Raw genomic sequence first — 15,623 nt, forward strand, 5'->3', positions numbered from 1 at the left:
CGTCCCCTTGTTGGACCCCCACAATCCCCGACGGCTCTGAGCTGGTGCTTAGGCTGCATGGCGGGAAGGTTCTGTCCAGTGGTGACAGGAGAACGGGCCGGAGACTGTGAAGAGTCGACGGCCTGTTTTTCTTGTACTCCTTCGTAGGGTCAGTACATGACCGTTTTGGACGAGACGCCGCGCGAGCCCACCGACACCCGTGGCCGGGTGGCCGAGCTGCTCGCGCTGCGTGAGCAGGCCCGCCGCGGCCCCAGTGACCGGGCGACCGAAGCTCAGCATGCCAAGGGCAAGCTGACCGCCCGTGAGCGCATCGAGCTGCTGCTCGACCCGGGTACGTTCAAGGAGGTCGAGCAACTGCGCCGGCACCGGGCGACCGGGTTCGGCCTGGAGGCCAAGAAGCCGTACACCGACGGTGTCATCACCGGCTGGGGCACGGTCGAAGGCCGCACGGTCTTTGTCTACGCCCACGACTTCCGCATCTTCGGCGGCGCGCTGGGCGAGGCCCACGCCACCAAGATCCACAAGATCATGGACATGGCCATCTCGGCCGGTGCCCCGCTGGTCTCGCTCAACGACGGCGCCGGCGCCCGTATCCAGGAGGGCGTCTCGGCGCTCGCCGGTTACGGCGGCATCTTCCAGCGCAACACCCGCGCCTCCGGTGTCATCCCGCAGATCAGCGTGATGCTCGGCCCGTGCGCGGGCGGCGCGGCGTACAGCCCGGCCCTCACCGACTTCGTCTTCATGGTCCGTGAGACCTCGCAGATGTTCATCACGGGCCCGGACGTCGTCCGTGCCGTGACCGGTGAAGAGATCACCCAGAACGGCCTCGGCGGCGCCGACGTGCACGCCGAGACCTCGGGCGTCGCGCACTTCGCGTACGACGACGAGGAGACCTGCATCGCCGAGGTCCGCTACCTGATCTCGATGCTGCCCTCCAACAACCGTGAGAACCCGCCGACGGTCGAGTCCGAGGACCCCGAGGACCGCCGTTCCGAGGTGCTGCTCGACCTGGTCCCGGCCGACGGCAACCGCCCGTACGACATGCGCAAGGTCATCGAGGAGCTCGTCGACGACGGCGACTTCCTGGAGATCCACGAGCGCTGGGCCACCAACATCCTGTGCGCGCTGGCCCGCCTCGGCGGCCAGGTCGTCGGCATAGTCGCCAACCAGCCGCAGTCCCTGGCCGGTGTCCTCGACATCGAGGCCAGCGAGAAGGCCGCGCGCTTCGTGCAGATGTGCGACGCGTTCAACATCCCGATCGTCACTCTTCTGGACGTACCCGGCTTCCTGCCGGGCGTCGATCAGGAGCACGGTGGGATCATCCGCCACGGTGCGAAGCTGCTCTACGCGTACTGCAACGCCACCGTGCCGCGGATTTCGCTGATCCTGCGGAAGGCCTACGGAGGTGCGTACATCGTCATGGATTCCCAGTCCATCGGTGCCGACCTCACCTACGCCTGGCCCACCAACGAGATCGCGGTGATGGGCGCCGAAGGTGCCGCCAACGTCATCTTCCGCAAGCAGATCGCCGAGGCCGAGGACCCCGAGGCCATGCGAGCCCGCATGGTCAAGGAGTACAAGTCCGAGCTGATGCACCCCTATTACGCCGCCGAGCGCGGCCTGGTCGACGACGTGATCGACCCGGCCGAGACGCGCGAGGTGCTGATCGCCTCTCTCGCCATGCTCCGCAACAAGCACGCAGACCTGCCGTCGCGCAAGCACGGCAACCCCCCGCAGTAATCCTGCGACGAAGACGAAGACGAAGACGAGACGGAGAACCTCAATGAGCGAATCTTTGCTGCGCGTCGAAAAGGGCCACCCCGAGCCCGAGGAACTTGCCGCGATCACCGCGATCCTGATGGCCCGCGCCGCCGGCCGTCCGCAGGCCCCGGCCCACCACGGCCGCTCCACGGCCGGCTGGCGCCGCCTTGAGCGCACCCCGGGCTTCCGCGCCCCGCACAGCTGGCAGGGCTGAGCCGCACGGCTTTCTCTGCGCGTACGACGAAGGCCCCCGTCCACTCCTCGGAGTGGCGGGGGCCTTTCTCGTACGTACGCCGGTTCCTACCGGAGCCGTGCCATCAGCGCGTGCTCGACGAGCGTGATCAGCGCGCTCTTGGCGTCCGCGCGGTGGCGGGCGTCCGTCGTGAGGATCGGGGTGTCGGGGCCGATCTGCAGGGCCTCGCGCACCTCGTCCGGGTTGTACGGCTGGTGCCCGTCGAAGCCGTTGAGGGCGATGACGAACGGCAGACCGCTGTTCTCGAAGTAGTCGACGGCGGGGAAGCAGTCGGCGAGCCGCCTCGTGTCGACCAGGACCACGGCGCCGATCGCGCCGCGCACGAGGTCGTCCCACATGAACCAGAAGCGGTCCTGACCGGGCGTACCGAAGAGGTACAGGATCAGGTCCTGGTCCAGGGTGATACGGCCGAAGTCCATGGCCACCGTGGTGGTGGTCTTGTCTCCGGTGTGAGTGAGGTCGTCGATGCCCGCCGAAGCGGAAGTCATGACGGCCTCGGTGCGCAGCGGGTTGATCTCCGAGACGGCTCCGACGAACGTGGTCTTGCCCACGCCGAAGCCGCCCGCCACCACGATCTTCGCGGAGGTTGTGGAGCGGGCTGCTCCGCTGCTAGAGCTTGCGAAGTCCACTGAGCACCCTTTCGAGCAGTGTCACGTCTGGCTGACCGCCGGCGGACTCGTCGCCGCCGGGCTGGTGAATGGCTACAAGTCCGGCCTCTGCCAGGTCGGCGACGAGGATCCGGGCAACCCCGAGGGGGATGGTGAGAAGTGCCGAGATCTCGGCGACCGACTTGATCTCCCGGCACAGGTGGCAGATCCGCTGGTGCTCGGGCAGCTGCCCTTGCAGACGCGACGGGTCCGCCGTGGTACTGACCAGCGCCTCGATGGCGAGCTGATAGCGCGGCCTGGTGCGCCCACCGGTCATGGCGTACGGCCGGACCAGCGGGTTGTGGTTCGGCTGCGAGGCGGCGGGCGCGGGGGCCCGCCGCGACTGCGCCGGCTGTTGCGGCTGTCGCTGCTGCGGCGGCTGCTGCGGCGGCTGCTGCTCGTACGGCTGCGCGCGGCTTGGCGCGGAGGGGAAGTTGAACCTGTTCTGCGAGGTATCACCCTGATTCTGACCCTGGCCGTAAGGCCAGTTGGCCGAAGAACCGTCCGGGGGTGTTGCCACGTTTCCTCCTCCGACTGCCGGGCGCCACATTGCTGTTGGTGCCGCGTTCTCGAACATTAAAGCCCGCGGACACCAAAGCGCAGTCTTTGACTGCTAGTTGAGAAGACTTCCTTGCAGCTCGGCGCGCAGGTCCGGGGTGAGGACACTGCCGGCCCGGTCCACCAGGAGAGCCATCTCGTAACCCACGAGGCCGATGTCGGCCTCCGGGTGGGCGAGTACGGCCAGCGAGGAGCCGTCCGAGATCGACATGAGGAAGAGGAAGCCGCGCTCCATCTCCACCACGGTCTGGTTGACCGCGCCGCCCTCGAAGATCCGGGACGCACCCGCCGTCAGCGAGGTCAGTCCGGAGGCCACCGCTGCCAGCTGGTCGGCGCGGTCCCGGGGGAAGCCTTCGGACATCGCCAGCAGGAGTCCGTCCGCGGAGACCACCACCGTGTGGGACACCCCGGGGGTGTTGTCCACGAAGTTGGTGATCAACCAGTTCAGATTCTGCGCCGCCTGGCTCATCGGGCTCACACTAACGCTCCTGGTTGTAGGTGTTGCCATGGCCACCGTTCTGATCGTAGGTGGCCGCCGTGTTCGTGTCCGTTCCCGCGTTGCGACCCTGCTGGACACCTCGGCGCAGGTTGCTCAACCTGCCCCGTACGTCCTCGGGGGCGCGGGAGACCTGAGGGCCGCCCTGCGGGGTCTGCTCCGCGGTTCCCTCGACCAGGTTGGCCTTGGGCACCCGCCGGGGGAGACCGGAGGAGGTGACTCCGCCTGCCTTGGGCTCACGGAGCTTCTCCGCCCGCTGCCAGCGCTCGTCGTTCGACGAACGCCAGTCATCGGGGCCGTTACCGTTCCCGTTTCCGTCCTGCTGCGGCGCGTCCTGCTGCGGCTGCTGGGCGGCGACCGGCTGCCGCGCCGCTTCCTGTCCGAAGGACTGCCCGGCCGACTCCCCACCGGGCTGCCAGTGCTGCTGGCCGCCACGCCGCGGGAGGCCGGCATCGGTCGCCTCGGGGCCGGGGGCCGCAGTGGAACCGGGACGGTCGAAGCCTACGCGCTCCCGGTCGCTCGCGGGAGCGCCCGGCGCAGATTCCGTTTGCGACCCGAACTCCGGCTCGTACGCGCCCTGGTAGGAGTTCTGGTCCTGCCAGGGCCCCTGGTGGGAGCCGGAATCGTACGAGTCTTCGTACGTCGCCTGCGGAGCGGCCGACTCCTGGTACTCGCCCTCCGGATACGTCTGGTAGGCCGGGTAGTCGTCGTACCCGCCCTGGTCGTACGCCGGCTGCTGAGGCTGCTCGTACTGCTGCTGGGGGTCGTCGTAGGACACCTGCTGGTGGTCGTCGTACGACCCCTGCTGCAGCTCGTCACGGAACAGCGGGCGGTCGCCGGTGGCCTGTGCCTCCAGCTGCGCACGCCGCTCCTCGCGCATCAGCGAGCGGCCCACCGGGTCCAGCTGAGCGTCGTCGCCCTCGTTGCTGTACGCCGAGTCGTCGAAGCCCAGCTCGGCCGCGGTGCGCATCGGAGCGCTCTCGTACGACTGCTGCTCGGGAATGATCGAGGAGACCGTGAAGTCGTCGTGCGGCAGCGGCTCGCCGCCGCCACCGTGCGTGATGGCGTCGGGAAGCATGACCAGCGACGTGGTGCCGGCCTGCTCGCCCGAGGGGCGCAGCTGGACGCGGATGCTGTGCCGGTCCGCGAGACGGCCGACCACGAACAGGCCCATGCGCTGCGAGACGGCGGCGTCCACGGTCGGCGGGTTCGCCAGCTTGTGGTTGATGTCCGCGAAGTCCTCGGCGGTGAGGCCGATGCCCTTGTCGTGGATCTCGACCATGACGCGGCCGTCCGGCAGACGGGTCGCGGTGACGCGCACCTTCGTCTGCGGCGAAGAGAACGTGGTGGCGTTCTCCAGCAGCTCGGCGAGCAGGTGCACGAGGTCGGTCACGGCCTGGCCGTGGATCTCCGACTCCGGTACGCCGGTGAGCTCGATGCGCTCGTACATCTCCACCTCGGAGGAGGCGGCGCGCAGCACGTCGACCAGCGGAACCGGCTGGTTCCAGCGGCGGCCCGGCTCCTCGCCGGCGAGGACCAGGAGGTTCTCGCCGTTGCGGCGCATACGGGTCGCGAGGTGGTCCAGCTTGAAGAGGTTCTCCAGCTGGTCCGGGTCGGCCTCGTTGTTCTCGAGGTCGGTGATCAGCGTCAGCTGGCCCTCGATGAGGGACTGGTTGCGGCGCGAGAGGTTGGTGAAGATCGCGTTGACGTTGCCGCGGAGCATGGCCTGCTCGGCGGCGAGCCGCACAGCCTCGCGGTGCACCTGGTCGAAGGCGCGGGCGACCTCGCCGATCTCGTCGTGCGACGTGATCGGGATCGGCTCGACACGGGTGTCGACGCGGCCCGGCTCTGTACGGGAAAGCTGGTCGACCAGCATCGGCAGGCGCTGCTCGGCGATACCGAAGGCGGCGGTCCGCAGCTGGCGCATCGCGTTACTCATCTGGCGCGCCATCATGCCGGCCAGGATCACCGAGGCGAGCAGGGCGATGACGACGATCAGACCGTTGACGATGGCGTCGGTCTTGGCGTCGGAGGAGATGGTGGCGGCCTCGGCCACGGCCTTGTCGACGAGGTCGTTCTCGATCTGGGTGTAGCCGTCGAACTTGGCGGTGGAGGCTGCCATCCACACCTCGGGCGTGACGCCCTTCTGCTTCAGTCCGGCCGGTTTGCCCTGGCCGATCTCCTCGGCCATGCCGTCGAGGACCGAACCGTCCTTGCTCGGCGGAGGCACGAAGGGGACGCCGGCCTGGTCGGCCTGCTGCTTGGCGGCGGCGAGCCTCTTGGCGCCGTCCTCCGCCTTGCCCTTCATGATGCGCTTGAGCTTGTCGGTGTCCTCCTGCGTACCGCCGGAGACGTACTCGCCGAGGGCGATCTGCTCCAGGTAGTTGTACGAGTTGAAGGCGACCGTCTGCTTGGCGAGCTTCTCCGGGTTGCCGCTCGGGCGTATCAGGAGGTGCATGCCGATGGAGCGCTGGAGCGACGCGGCGGCCTTGGCGAGCTGGACGGCGTAGACCGTACGGCCGTAGGCGGTGATGTTGCCGGTGCCCAGGCCGAGCTCGTTCGACAGCTCCATCAGCGAGTGCTGGATCTGGACGTAGCCCTCTTCGGTCTTCACCGGGTCGAGGGCCTGGGTGTACGCGGCCTTGCGGAGCGCGGGGAGCTTCGGCTCCTCGTTCGCGAAGAGGCCGAGACGACGCTCGAGGCCCTGCTTCTCGGGGAGGCTCCTGGAGGCTTCCTTGAACTTCTTCGCGGCCTCGTCGGTCAGGGCGTACGCCTGGGTGACCTCGGAGCTCGTGCGCTTGCCCTGGAGGAGCGGCTCGGCGGTCAGGTCACGCTCGTTGAGGAGCGCCTGGCCGTACTCGGACGCGGCGCGGATGAGGACCGCGGTCTTCTCGGCGTCCTGCGCCTCCTGCCAGGTGTCGACAGAGGCCTTCACCTGGAAGCCGCCCATGACGAGGCCGACCAGCACGGGTATGAGAAGGATCGCGTTCAGCCTGGTGGGTACGCGCCAGTTGCGCGGCGAAAAGCGGCTGCTGCTGCCACTGCCCTTGCCACCGCTGCTCGCCGGGGCGGCCGCGGTGGGCGAGGTCGCGTGCGACGTCGCTGTGCGCGGCGGCGGGGTGAAGTTGCCCCGCGCGCCCTGCTGCTGTGCGGAGCTCGTCTTGCTACGCCTCACTCGACCAACAACCTCTCGGCGCCGGCACCTACGTTGTGCCGTTTTTTCGTTCAGGGCCGTACTACTCGGGAGTTCGACGAATTCCAGCACGTCAACCGGCTGCGTTCCAAACAGCAGGAACCGGCCATTCCGAGTGGTGTAAGCCTCAGATAAAACGGTCAAATAGAGCGAGCTGCGCCAAATGGCGAGGCCAATGTGAGCGCAGCGGCACCACGCGAACGCGTGCGGTGGCCGTGGCGGAGCAATTCTCTGTCGAAACGTTATGAACAGAGGGGCGGAGAGTGTCGAAGGACACAGTCCGCCCCCCCACCCGCTACGACAACTGCCGTATGCGAGGGACTACTTGAGACGTGCCATCAGTGCGTGCTCCACGAGCGTGATCAAACCGCTCTTGGCGTCCGCCCGGTGGCGCGCGTCGGTGGTGATGATCGGGGTGCCGGGGCCGATCTGCAGGGCCTCGCGCACCTCGTCGGGGGTGTACGGCTGGTGCCCCTCGAAGCCGTTGAGGGCGATCACGAAGGGCAGCCCGCTGTTCTCGAAGTAGTCGACCGCGGGGAAGCAGTCGGCGAGACGGCGGGTGTCCACCAGGACGACGGCGCCGATCGCGCCGCGTACCAGGTCGTCCCACATGAACCAGAAACGGTCCTGACCAGGCGTACCGAAGAGGTACAGGATCAGGTCCTGGTCCAGGGTGATGCGGCCGAAGTCCATGGCGACCGTCGTCGTCGTCTTGCCGCCGGTGTGCGTGAGGTCGTCGATACCGGCGCTCGCGCTGGTCATGACGGCCTCGGTGCGCAGCGGGTCGATCTCCGAGACGGCGCCCACAAACGTCGTCTTGCCGACGCCGAAGCCGCCCGCCACCACGATCTTCGCGGAGGTGGTGGAACGGGCCGTTCCGCCGCTAGAGCTTCCGAAGTCCACTGAGCACCCTTTCCAGCAGCGTTACGTCCGGCGTGCCGCCGGCCTCTCCATTGCCCGGCTGGTGGATCGCCACCATGCCGGCCTCCGCCAGGTCGGCGACGAGGATCCGCGCGACTCCGAGCGGCATCGACAGCAGCGCCGAGACCTCGGCCACCGACTTGACCTCGCGGCACAGGTGGCAGATCCGCTGGTGCTCGGGCAGCAGCGACGAGAGGTGCGCCGGGTCGGCGGTCGTGCTGACCAGCGCTTCGATGGCGAGCTGATAGCGGGGCCGGGTCCGGCCGCCGGTCATCGCGTACGGACGTACCAGCGGCTGGTCGCCCTCGTGGTCGTACGACGCGTCGAGGCGCGCTCCGTACGGATCACGAGAGGCGGGGGGCGGGGTCATGGATCGATCCTCCGGGCATGACAGCAGTTGGATGGGCCTGCCGTCTGACGGGGCCGGGGTGGGGGGCTTCTGCGCGGCCTGACGGTTTGTTTCTCGGCAATACCTGAGGTGCGCGGCCTAGTGGAGAAGGCTGCCCTGGAGCTCCGCACGGAGATCCGGGGTGAGTACGCTGCCGGCCCGGTCGACCAGCAGCGCCATCTCGTAACCGACGAGGCCGATGTCGCAGTCGGGGTGTGCGAGCACGGCGAGGGAGGAGCCGTCGGAAACGGACATGAGGAAGAGGAAACCGCGCTCCATCTCGACGACGGTCTGGGTCACAGCCCCGCCCTCGAAGATCCGGGAAGCCCCCGCGGTCAGCGAGGTCAGGCCGGAGGCCACGGCCGCCAGCTGGTCGGCACGGTCCCGCGGGAAGCCTTCGGACATCGCCAGAAGGAGTCCATCGGCGGAGACCACCACCGTGTGGGACACCCCTGGGGTGTTGTCCACGAAGTTGGTGATCAACCAGTTCAGGTTCTGGGCCGCCTGGCTCATCGGACTCAACTAACGCTCCTGCTGGTGAGAGGGGTCAATGTTGAAACTCCCGGTCGTTGAGCCGTTGTTGCCGGCCTGGCGACCTTGCTGGATACCCCGACGAAGATTGGTCAGCCGGCCGCGTACGTCATCTGGCGCACGCGAAACCTGCGGACCGGTCTGGTGGTTCTGCTGCTGCGCTGTACCCGGCACCAGATTGGCACGGGGGACGCGACGCGGCAGACCCGAGGTCGTGACACCGCCGGCTGCGGGCTTTTTGACCCGCTCGGCCTGCCGTACGAGTTCGTCGTTCGGCGAGGTGCGCCAGGCGGCGCCGTTGGTGGCGTTCGTACCGTTGGTGGTGCTGCTCGCGGCACCCGTGTCACGCGCCTGGGCACGCTGCGGCATTGGAGGGGTGGCGGCGGGAGCGGCAGGTGACTGCTGCGCGGGCCGCCCGGACTGCTGATGGGGCTGCTGGGGCTGCTGCGCCGCGGCGGGCGCCTGCTGCTCACCGGCCTGCTGCTGGAACCAGTTCGACTCAAGCGTGTCGAACAGCGGCGTACGTCCGTCACCGGCACCCGGAGCCGGCGGCAGCTCGTGCTGCTGCTGCGGCGCGGGTGCGGCTGTGTTCTCGGGGGGCCGGGTGTTCCGGCCGTTGTCGCGGCCGTGCCTGCGCGGCGCCGGCGGGAGGGCCTGCGGTCCGCCCTGGGCCTGGCCGGCCTGGGGACGGGACTGGCCGGGGCGCCGGGCGTGGCCCTGACCCTGGTCCTGGCCCTGGACCGGCCCGCCGTACGCGCCGGCCGGGTTGGCCTGCTGCGGGGCGCTGAAGTCCGGCCGCGGGAGCTGCGCGGTGGACGCGGGGTCCAGCGGGCCGGGGAGCTCGGGCCGCTGGTACTGACCGGTCGAGCCGCTGCCCTGCGGAGCGTTGCCGTGCGGGGCGTTGCTCTGCGGACCGCGCTGAGCGGGGCGCTCGTACTGCCCGGTGGCCGCCGGTCCCACGGGACCGCGTACGTCGGAACGCTCGAACACACCCGCCGAGGGCGGCGGCGCGTCGAAATCAGGCCGCTGGAACTCGGCGGTGGCGCCAATTCCCTGCTGCCGGGAGGCCGTGTCCGCTTCTTCGTGACCGCGCGGCTGGTCGTTGCCCCAGCTGGTGGTCTGCGGACGCGCCGGACGCTGCGGGGCGGGGTTGGAGCCGGGCAGCTCGGGGCGAGCGCCGCCGCCGCGGGGCGGCTGCTGCTGCGGACGTCCCTGGTCGCCCTGGGCGGGGCTGTTCTTCTGGAAGGCATTGGGGCGTACGTCGGAACGCTCGCGGTTCCCGGCCTGCCGACCGCCGCCGTCACCGAAGGCACCGCCGAGCCCGCCGCCCTGACCGGAGCCGGGCTGCTGACCCTGACCCTGAGCCGGGCCCCCGTCGCGTCCGGGCAGCGCCGCACGCTGACCCGAGCCCGCGACCTGGCCACGCGCGCCGCCGGGACCGGCGGGCAGCCGTCCCGCCGGAGCGGGGCCGGCGCCGACCGCGCCGGGACCGGCCTGCTGCCGGGCGCCGGGACCGGAAGGTACCTGCGGCTGAGCGGCGGCGCCGGTCTTCGCCGGAGCCTTCTTGCCGCCCTGGGCGACATCGACGGGCAGCATGACCAGCGCGGTCGTACCACCGGAGTCGGAGGGGCGCAGCTGGATACGGATGCCGTGTCGCAGGGACAGGCGGCCGACCACGAACAGACCCATGCGGCGCGAGACCGAGACGTCCACGGTGGGCGGCGAGGCGAGCCGCTCGTTGATCGCCGCGAGGTCTTCCGGCGACAGACCGATACCGGTGTCGTGGATCTCGACCAGCACGCGCCCGTCGGGCAGCGCGTGACCGGTGACGCGGACCTTGGTCTGCGGGGAGGAGAAGGAAGTCGCGTTCTCGAGCAGCTCGGCGAGCAGGTGCACGAGGTCGTTGACGACGCGTCCCGCGACCTCGGTGCCCGGCACCGAGGAGAGCTCGATGCGCTCGTACTGCTCCACCTCGGACGCGGCGGCACGCAGTACGTCGACGAGCGGCACGGGCCGGGTCCAGCGGCGGCCGGGCTCTTCACCGGCGAGAACGAGCAGGTTCTCACCGTTACGGCGCATGCGGGTCGCGAGGTGGTCGAGCTTGAAGAGCGAGGACAGCTGGTCGGGGTCGGCCTCGCGCGACTCCAGCTCGGAGATGAGCGAGAGCTGACGCTGGATAAGACCCTGCGAACGCCGCGACAGGTTGGTGAACATCGCGTTGACGTTGCCTCGCAGCAGCGCCTGCTCGGCGGCCAGTCGGACCGCCTCGCGGTGCACGTCGTCGAAGGCCGCGGCCACCTGGCCGATCTCGTCGCGCGAGTGCACACCGACGGACTCCACGGACGTGTCGACGTCCTGCGGGTCGGCCTCGGAGAGCTGCTTGACGAGCTCGGGGAGACGGTCCTGGGCGACCCGGGTCGCGGTGTCCTGGAGGCGGCGCAGCGAGCGGATCATGGAGCGGGCCACGACGAACGCGCCGACGAGCGAGACGCCGAGGACGAGCAGGATCAGTACACCGTTGAGGATGGCGTCCTGCTGCGACTCGTTGCGCAGCTCACGGGCCTTCTGCTCCATCTCGTTGAGGAGCGTGGCCTCGATCCGCTTCATCGCGTCGATCTTGGTGGAGTCGGCGTCGGTCCAGTCCATGTACGAGCGCTCGGGCTCGGACTTGAGCCGGCCCGGCGTCGACAGCACCCGGTGCGCGTACTTGTCGGCGGCGTCGATCGTGGGGCTGCCGGTCTCCAGCGTGGCGGTCAGATTCTCGTTGTCGCCCACGTAGACCTGGTCGAACTGCTTGAGCGCCGCGTCCTCGCTGTCCATCGCGGACTTGGCGTAGAGGCGGTCGTTCTCGGTGAGCTTGCCGACCTCGCGGTCGTTGGCCGGCAGCGAGGCGGCGATGATCGCGCGCTGGATGGAGGCGTACTCCTTGGCGGAGGAGAACGCGGACAGGGCGCGCGTCCGCTTGATCATCTCCGGGTTGGAGGTGGCCTGCGCCATGTCCTGGGAGAGGCTCAGCAGCGAGTTGATCAGCTGGCTGTAGTTGTTGACCGTCTGTGAGTTGGTCGTCTTCTTCTCGTACGCGCCTTCGCGGATCTGGCGAATCGAGTTCAGCCGGGACGCGATCTGGTAGAGGCTCGACCTGATGCTCAGCAGGCTCTCGTCATCGCCCGGGTCGATGTTCTGCGTACCGGCGATGAACGCGTCCTTGGCCCGGTCGGTCTTCTCCCGGGGGCCCTTGACCTTGAAGTCGGCAGGGCTGGTGCCGTTGGCGAGCGGACCGGCCGACTTGTCGCGCTCATCCTGGAGCGCGAGGGCGAGCGCGGTCGCCTGCTTGGTCATGTCGGTCAGCAGCTGCATGTGCTCCAGCTGCTCCATGTCGTTCATGGACTCGTTGATACGCAGCCCGCCGAGCGTGGTCGCAGCGACCACGGGCAGGGCAAGCAGGGAGACCAGACGGGTACTGATGCGCCAGTTGCGCAGGGCTATTCGCGAGCCCGTGGAAGTGGGCTCCTTCGCTCTCGCGGGAGTCGCCTGCTCGCCGCCGCCCTTGACTCCGGTGCGCACGGCACGATCGCCGCCGCCGTCGCCGGCCTTGGCCGGCGCTGTGTTTCCGGCGTGTTGGGCGCGCTGGGCGTGCTGGGGCGAGGATCCGCGGTCTGTGCCGCGCGGCTCCTGCTCCGCCGCAGCGCTGCCATCCCTCTTGAAACGTCCCTGCACTAGCGTCGCAACCTCTGGACCAGGCGTTCCCCCGCGCAAACGGCGGAACGGTGTCGAGTCGTGGGGCACCGAGCGGCCCCATGGGTGGTCGTGAGTGACCGGCGCTTCTCCCCTTCCCGCCGCTCACTCGGCGCTGCGTTGCGCCCTGCGCGCCGGCTGGAATCTCGCGGCGGTCCGGGGAATTCCAGCACAGTGCCGGATCTCCAACAAGGCCCGCGTGTCGGGTCGTGACCCGAGTGACACCCCGTGAGTGCTGAGTAACCAGGAGTAGAAGGTGTTCATGGTTAAAAGGGGCATAAGGCGACGAGTCGCTTAGGGGCGGGGGGTGTCCCAGTCCTGATGATCAGGAGCGGAATGATGGCTTCAATGGCGCAATGTCCGTTTTCTGGACCCGCATGGGCCGCCCGAAATAGTCGATATGCCCGCCATCTCGTGAGGAAACTCACACACTGTTCTTGCCTGCTTCGCATCTTTGGCGGGGAATCGGGTGTTTAGCCTGACGCTTTGCAGAGATCGCGAATCCGACAACACCGCGCCCAAGCGGCGCCCGTACCGAACAGGCCCGAACAGCAAATGAAGACCGCGACGACGACCACGTTGAAGATTCGCAGCACCGCCAACCCCCGCCGCACCACGCTGGCGCACCTCGAGGACGCCGCGGACCTGCTGGTGGCGGAGCGCCCGGAGCACCCCGTCGACCTCCCCGCCGAGACCGCCAACCCGCGCCGCACCATCCTCATGGAAGCCCCCGCCGCGTAGCCGGGCACGGCGCCAATACGGCAGGTCGGGGCCCTCGGCCGCGTTAGCCTGGAGCGTCAGTCTCCAGCCAGCCAGCAAGTAAGGGGCGGCAGCATCCCGTGCGCATCGCCAGGTTTTCCATCGACGGCAATGTCGCCTTCGGCGCGGTTGAGGGTCCCAGCGCCCCAGGCGCAGAGGCAGACCTCGTCCTCGACATCATCAAGGGCATTCCGTACGCCGACTTCGAGCTCTCCGGCGTCAAGGTCCCGCTGAGCAAGGTCCGCCTCCTGCCGCCCGTTCTCCCCAGCAAGGTCGTGGCCGTCGGCCGCAACTACGCGGAGCACGCGGCGGAACTGGGTAATGAGGTCCCTGACGTACCCATCACCTTCTTCAAGCCGTCCACCTCGGTGACCGGCCCGGGCGACGACATCGCGTACCCCTCCTTCTCCAGCGAGGTGCACCACGAGGCCGAACTGGCCGTGGTCATCGGCCGCATGTGCCGCGAGGTCCCGCGCGAGCGCGTCAAGGACGTCATCTTCGGCTACACCTGCGCCAACGACGTCACCGCACGCGACGTGCAGCAGCGCGAGAAGCAGTGGGCCAGGGCCAAGGGCTTCGACACCTCGTGCCCGCTCGGCCCCTGGGTGGAGACCGACCTCGACCCCGGTGACCTCGCCATCCAGTGCACGGTCAACGGCGAACAGCGCCAGCTGGGGCGTACGAGCGACATGGTCCGCTCCGTCGAGGACCTGATCGTCCACATCTCCGAGGCCATGACGCTGCTCCCGGGCGACGTCATCCTCACGGGGACCCCGGCCGGAGTCGGACCCCTGAACGTCGGCGACGAAGTCGCCGTCACCATCGAAGGCATCGGCACTCTCACCAACAAGGTGATCAAGCGTGGCTAGCGCACCCGTACGTGTACGTTTCTGTCCCTCGCCGACCGGCAACCCCCACGTGGGCCTGGTCCGCACCGCCCTGTTCAACTGGGCGTTCGCCCGGCACAACGGCGGCACGATGGTCTTCCGCATCGAGGACACCGACGCCGCCCGCGACTCCGAGGAGTCGTACCACCAGCTGCTCGACTCGCTGCGCTGGCTGGGCCTCGACTGGGACGAGGGTCCCGAGGTCGGCGGCCCGCACGCCCCGTACCGCCAGTCGCAGCGGATGGACATCTACAAGGACGTCGCCCAGAAGCTGATGGCCGGCGGCTACGCGTACGAGTGCTTCTGCACCGCCCTCGAGCTGGAAGTACGCCGCGACGCCGCCCGCGCGGCCGGCAAGCCGTCCGGCTACGACGGCACGTGCCGCAACCTCAGCGCCGACCGCATCGAGCGCTACAAGGCCGAAGGCCGCGAAGCCATCGTGCGCTTCCGGATGCCCGACGAGCCGATCACCTTCACGGACGTGGTCCGCGGCGAGCTGACCTTCAACCCGGACAACGTCCCGGACTACGGCATCGTCCGCGCCAACGGCGCCCCCCTCTACACGCTCGTCAACCCGGTCGACGACGCGCTGATGGAGATCACCCACGTGCTGCGCGGCGAGGACCTGCTGTCCTCCACCCCGCGCCAGATCGCGCTCTACAAGGCGCTGATCGAGCTGGGCATCGCCAAGGAGATCCCGCAGTTCGGGCACCTCCCGTACGTCATGGGCGAGGGCAACAAGAAGCTCTCCAAGCGCGACCCCGAGGCGTCCCTCAACCTCTACCGCGAGCGCGGCTTCCTGCCGGCGGGCCTGCTGAACTACCTGTCCCTCCTCGGCTGGTCCATCGCCGAGGACCGCGACATCTTCACGATCGAGGAGATGGTGGTGGCCTTCGACATCAAGGACGTCAACGCCAACCCGGCGCGCTTCGACCTGAAGAAGTGCGAGCACATCAACGCCGAGCACCTGCGCAAGCTCTCGCTCTCGGACTTCACCGCGGCCTGCGAGCCGTGGCTGAAGGCGCCGTACGCCAACTGGAAGCCGGAGTCCTTCGACCGCGCGGCCTTCGAGCGGATCGCCCCGCACGCCCAGACCCGCGTGACGGTCCTCTCCGACATCACGGCCAACGTCGACTTCCTGTTCCTCGACGAGCCGGTAGAGGACGAGGCGTCCTGGGCGAAGGCGATGAAGGGCGAGCCGGCAGCGCTGCTCACCACGGCCCGCGCCAACCTGGAAGCGGCCGACTGGACCAGCCCCGAGTCCCTCAAGGAGGCCGTCCTGGCCGCCGGCGAGGCCCACGGCCTGAAGCTCGGCAAGGCCCAGGCCCCGGTCCGCGTGGCGGTCACCGGCCGCACCGTGGGCCTCCCGCTCTTCGAGTCCCTGGAAATCCTGGGCAAGGAGAAGACGCTCGCCCGCATCGACGCGGCCCTGGCCAAGCTCACCGCCTAGTCGCGCCCGTACGCACGAAAGGCCCGGAAGCACCGGCTTCCGGG

Annotated in this window: 13 protein-coding genes; 5 read left to right on the forward strand and 8 right to left on the reverse strand. The window is 69.0% G+C overall.

What is annotated here, in order from left to right; all coding sequences use genetic code 11:
• Positions 1-156 precede the first annotated feature (156 nt).
• Both J7E89_RS18970 and J7E89_RS18975 read left to right on the forward strand, forming a co-directional pair.
• Positions 157-1,740 carry an acyl-CoA carboxylase subunit beta gene (locus tag J7E89_RS18970; protein WP_214974988.1) on the forward strand — a complete coding sequence of 528 codons (1,584 nt, stop codon included), beginning with the start codon at positions 157-159 and terminating at the stop codon, positions 1,738-1,740.
• A 43-nt stretch (positions 1,741-1,783) separates the two neighbouring features.
• Complete coding sequence (locus tag J7E89_RS18975; RefSeq protein WP_214974991.1) at positions 1,784-1,975, forward strand: acyl-CoA carboxylase subunit epsilon; 192 nt, start codon at positions 1,784-1,786, stop codon at positions 1,973-1,975.
• Between the two features lie 86 nt (positions 1,976-2,061).
• Here J7E89_RS18975 and J7E89_RS18980 read toward each other — a convergent pair whose 3' ends face one another.
• The 8 genes from J7E89_RS18980 to J7E89_RS19015 form a co-directional block, all read right to left on the reverse strand.
• Positions 2,062-2,643, reverse strand: coding sequence for an ATP/GTP-binding protein (locus J7E89_RS18980; RefSeq protein WP_028813754.1), 582 nt, complete (start codon positions 2,641-2,643; stop codon positions 2,062-2,064).
• Entirely contained in the window at positions 2,624-3,181 is a 558-nt protein-coding gene (locus J7E89_RS18985; RefSeq protein WP_214974994.1) for a DUF742 domain-containing protein, read from the reverse strand. Before J7E89_RS18985 ends, J7E89_RS18980 begins: the two co-directional genes overlap by 20 nt.
• A gap of 93 nt (positions 3,182-3,274) precedes the next feature.
• Positions 3,275-3,688, reverse strand: coding sequence for a roadblock/LC7 domain-containing protein (locus tag J7E89_RS18990; protein ID WP_037649449.1), 414 nt, complete (start codon positions 3,686-3,688; stop codon positions 3,275-3,277).
• Between the two features lie 10 nt (positions 3,689-3,698).
• Positions 3,699-6,890, reverse strand: a complete 3,192-nt coding sequence (locus J7E89_RS18995) for a nitrate- and nitrite sensing domain-containing protein (protein WP_214974997.1) — start codon at positions 6,888-6,890, stop codon at positions 3,699-3,701.
• Between the two features lie 339 nt (positions 6,891-7,229).
• Positions 7,230-7,811, reverse strand: a complete 582-nt coding sequence (locus J7E89_RS19000) for an ATP/GTP-binding protein (protein ID WP_214974999.1) — start codon at positions 7,809-7,811, stop codon at positions 7,230-7,232.
• Positions 7,792-8,199, reverse strand: a complete 408-nt coding sequence (locus J7E89_RS19005) for a DUF742 domain-containing protein (protein ID WP_214975001.1) — start codon at positions 8,197-8,199, stop codon at positions 7,792-7,794. The genes J7E89_RS19000 and J7E89_RS19005 overlap by 20 nt, the downstream gene beginning before the upstream one ends.
• A 117-nt stretch (positions 8,200-8,316) precedes the next feature.
• Entirely contained in the window at positions 8,317-8,730 is a 414-nt protein-coding gene (locus J7E89_RS19010) for a roadblock/LC7 domain-containing protein (protein ID WP_037649408.1), read from the reverse strand.
• Positions 8,731-8,739: 9 nt separating this feature from the next.
• Entirely contained in the window at positions 8,740-12,465 is a 3,726-nt protein-coding gene (locus J7E89_RS19015; RefSeq protein ID WP_214975003.1) for a nitrate- and nitrite sensing domain-containing protein, read from the reverse strand.
• A gap of 573 nt (positions 12,466-13,038) precedes the next feature.
• Between J7E89_RS19015 and J7E89_RS19020 the strand changes: the two genes are divergently transcribed.
• From J7E89_RS19020 to gltX, 3 genes are all read left to right on the forward strand, one after another.
• Entirely contained in the window at positions 13,039-13,224 is a 186-nt protein-coding gene (locus J7E89_RS19020; RefSeq protein ID WP_214975005.1) for a hypothetical protein, read from the forward strand.
• A 98-nt stretch (positions 13,225-13,322) separates the two neighbouring features.
• Complete coding sequence (locus J7E89_RS19025; protein ID WP_214975006.1) at positions 13,323-14,111, forward strand: fumarylacetoacetate hydrolase family protein; 789 nt, start codon at positions 13,323-13,325, stop codon at positions 14,109-14,111.
• Entirely contained in the window at positions 14,104-15,579 is a 1,476-nt protein-coding gene (gene gltX, locus J7E89_RS19030) for a glutamate--tRNA ligase (RefSeq protein WP_214975008.1), read from the forward strand. Before J7E89_RS19025 ends, gltX begins: the two co-directional genes overlap by 8 nt.
• Positions 15,580-15,623 lie beyond the last annotated feature (44 nt).

The sequence above is a fragment of the Streptomyces sp. ISL-100 genome (genome assembly GCF_018614615.1).
In the GTDB taxonomy this organism is placed as follows: domain Bacteria; phylum Actinomycetota; class Actinomycetes; order Streptomycetales; family Streptomycetaceae; genus Streptomyces.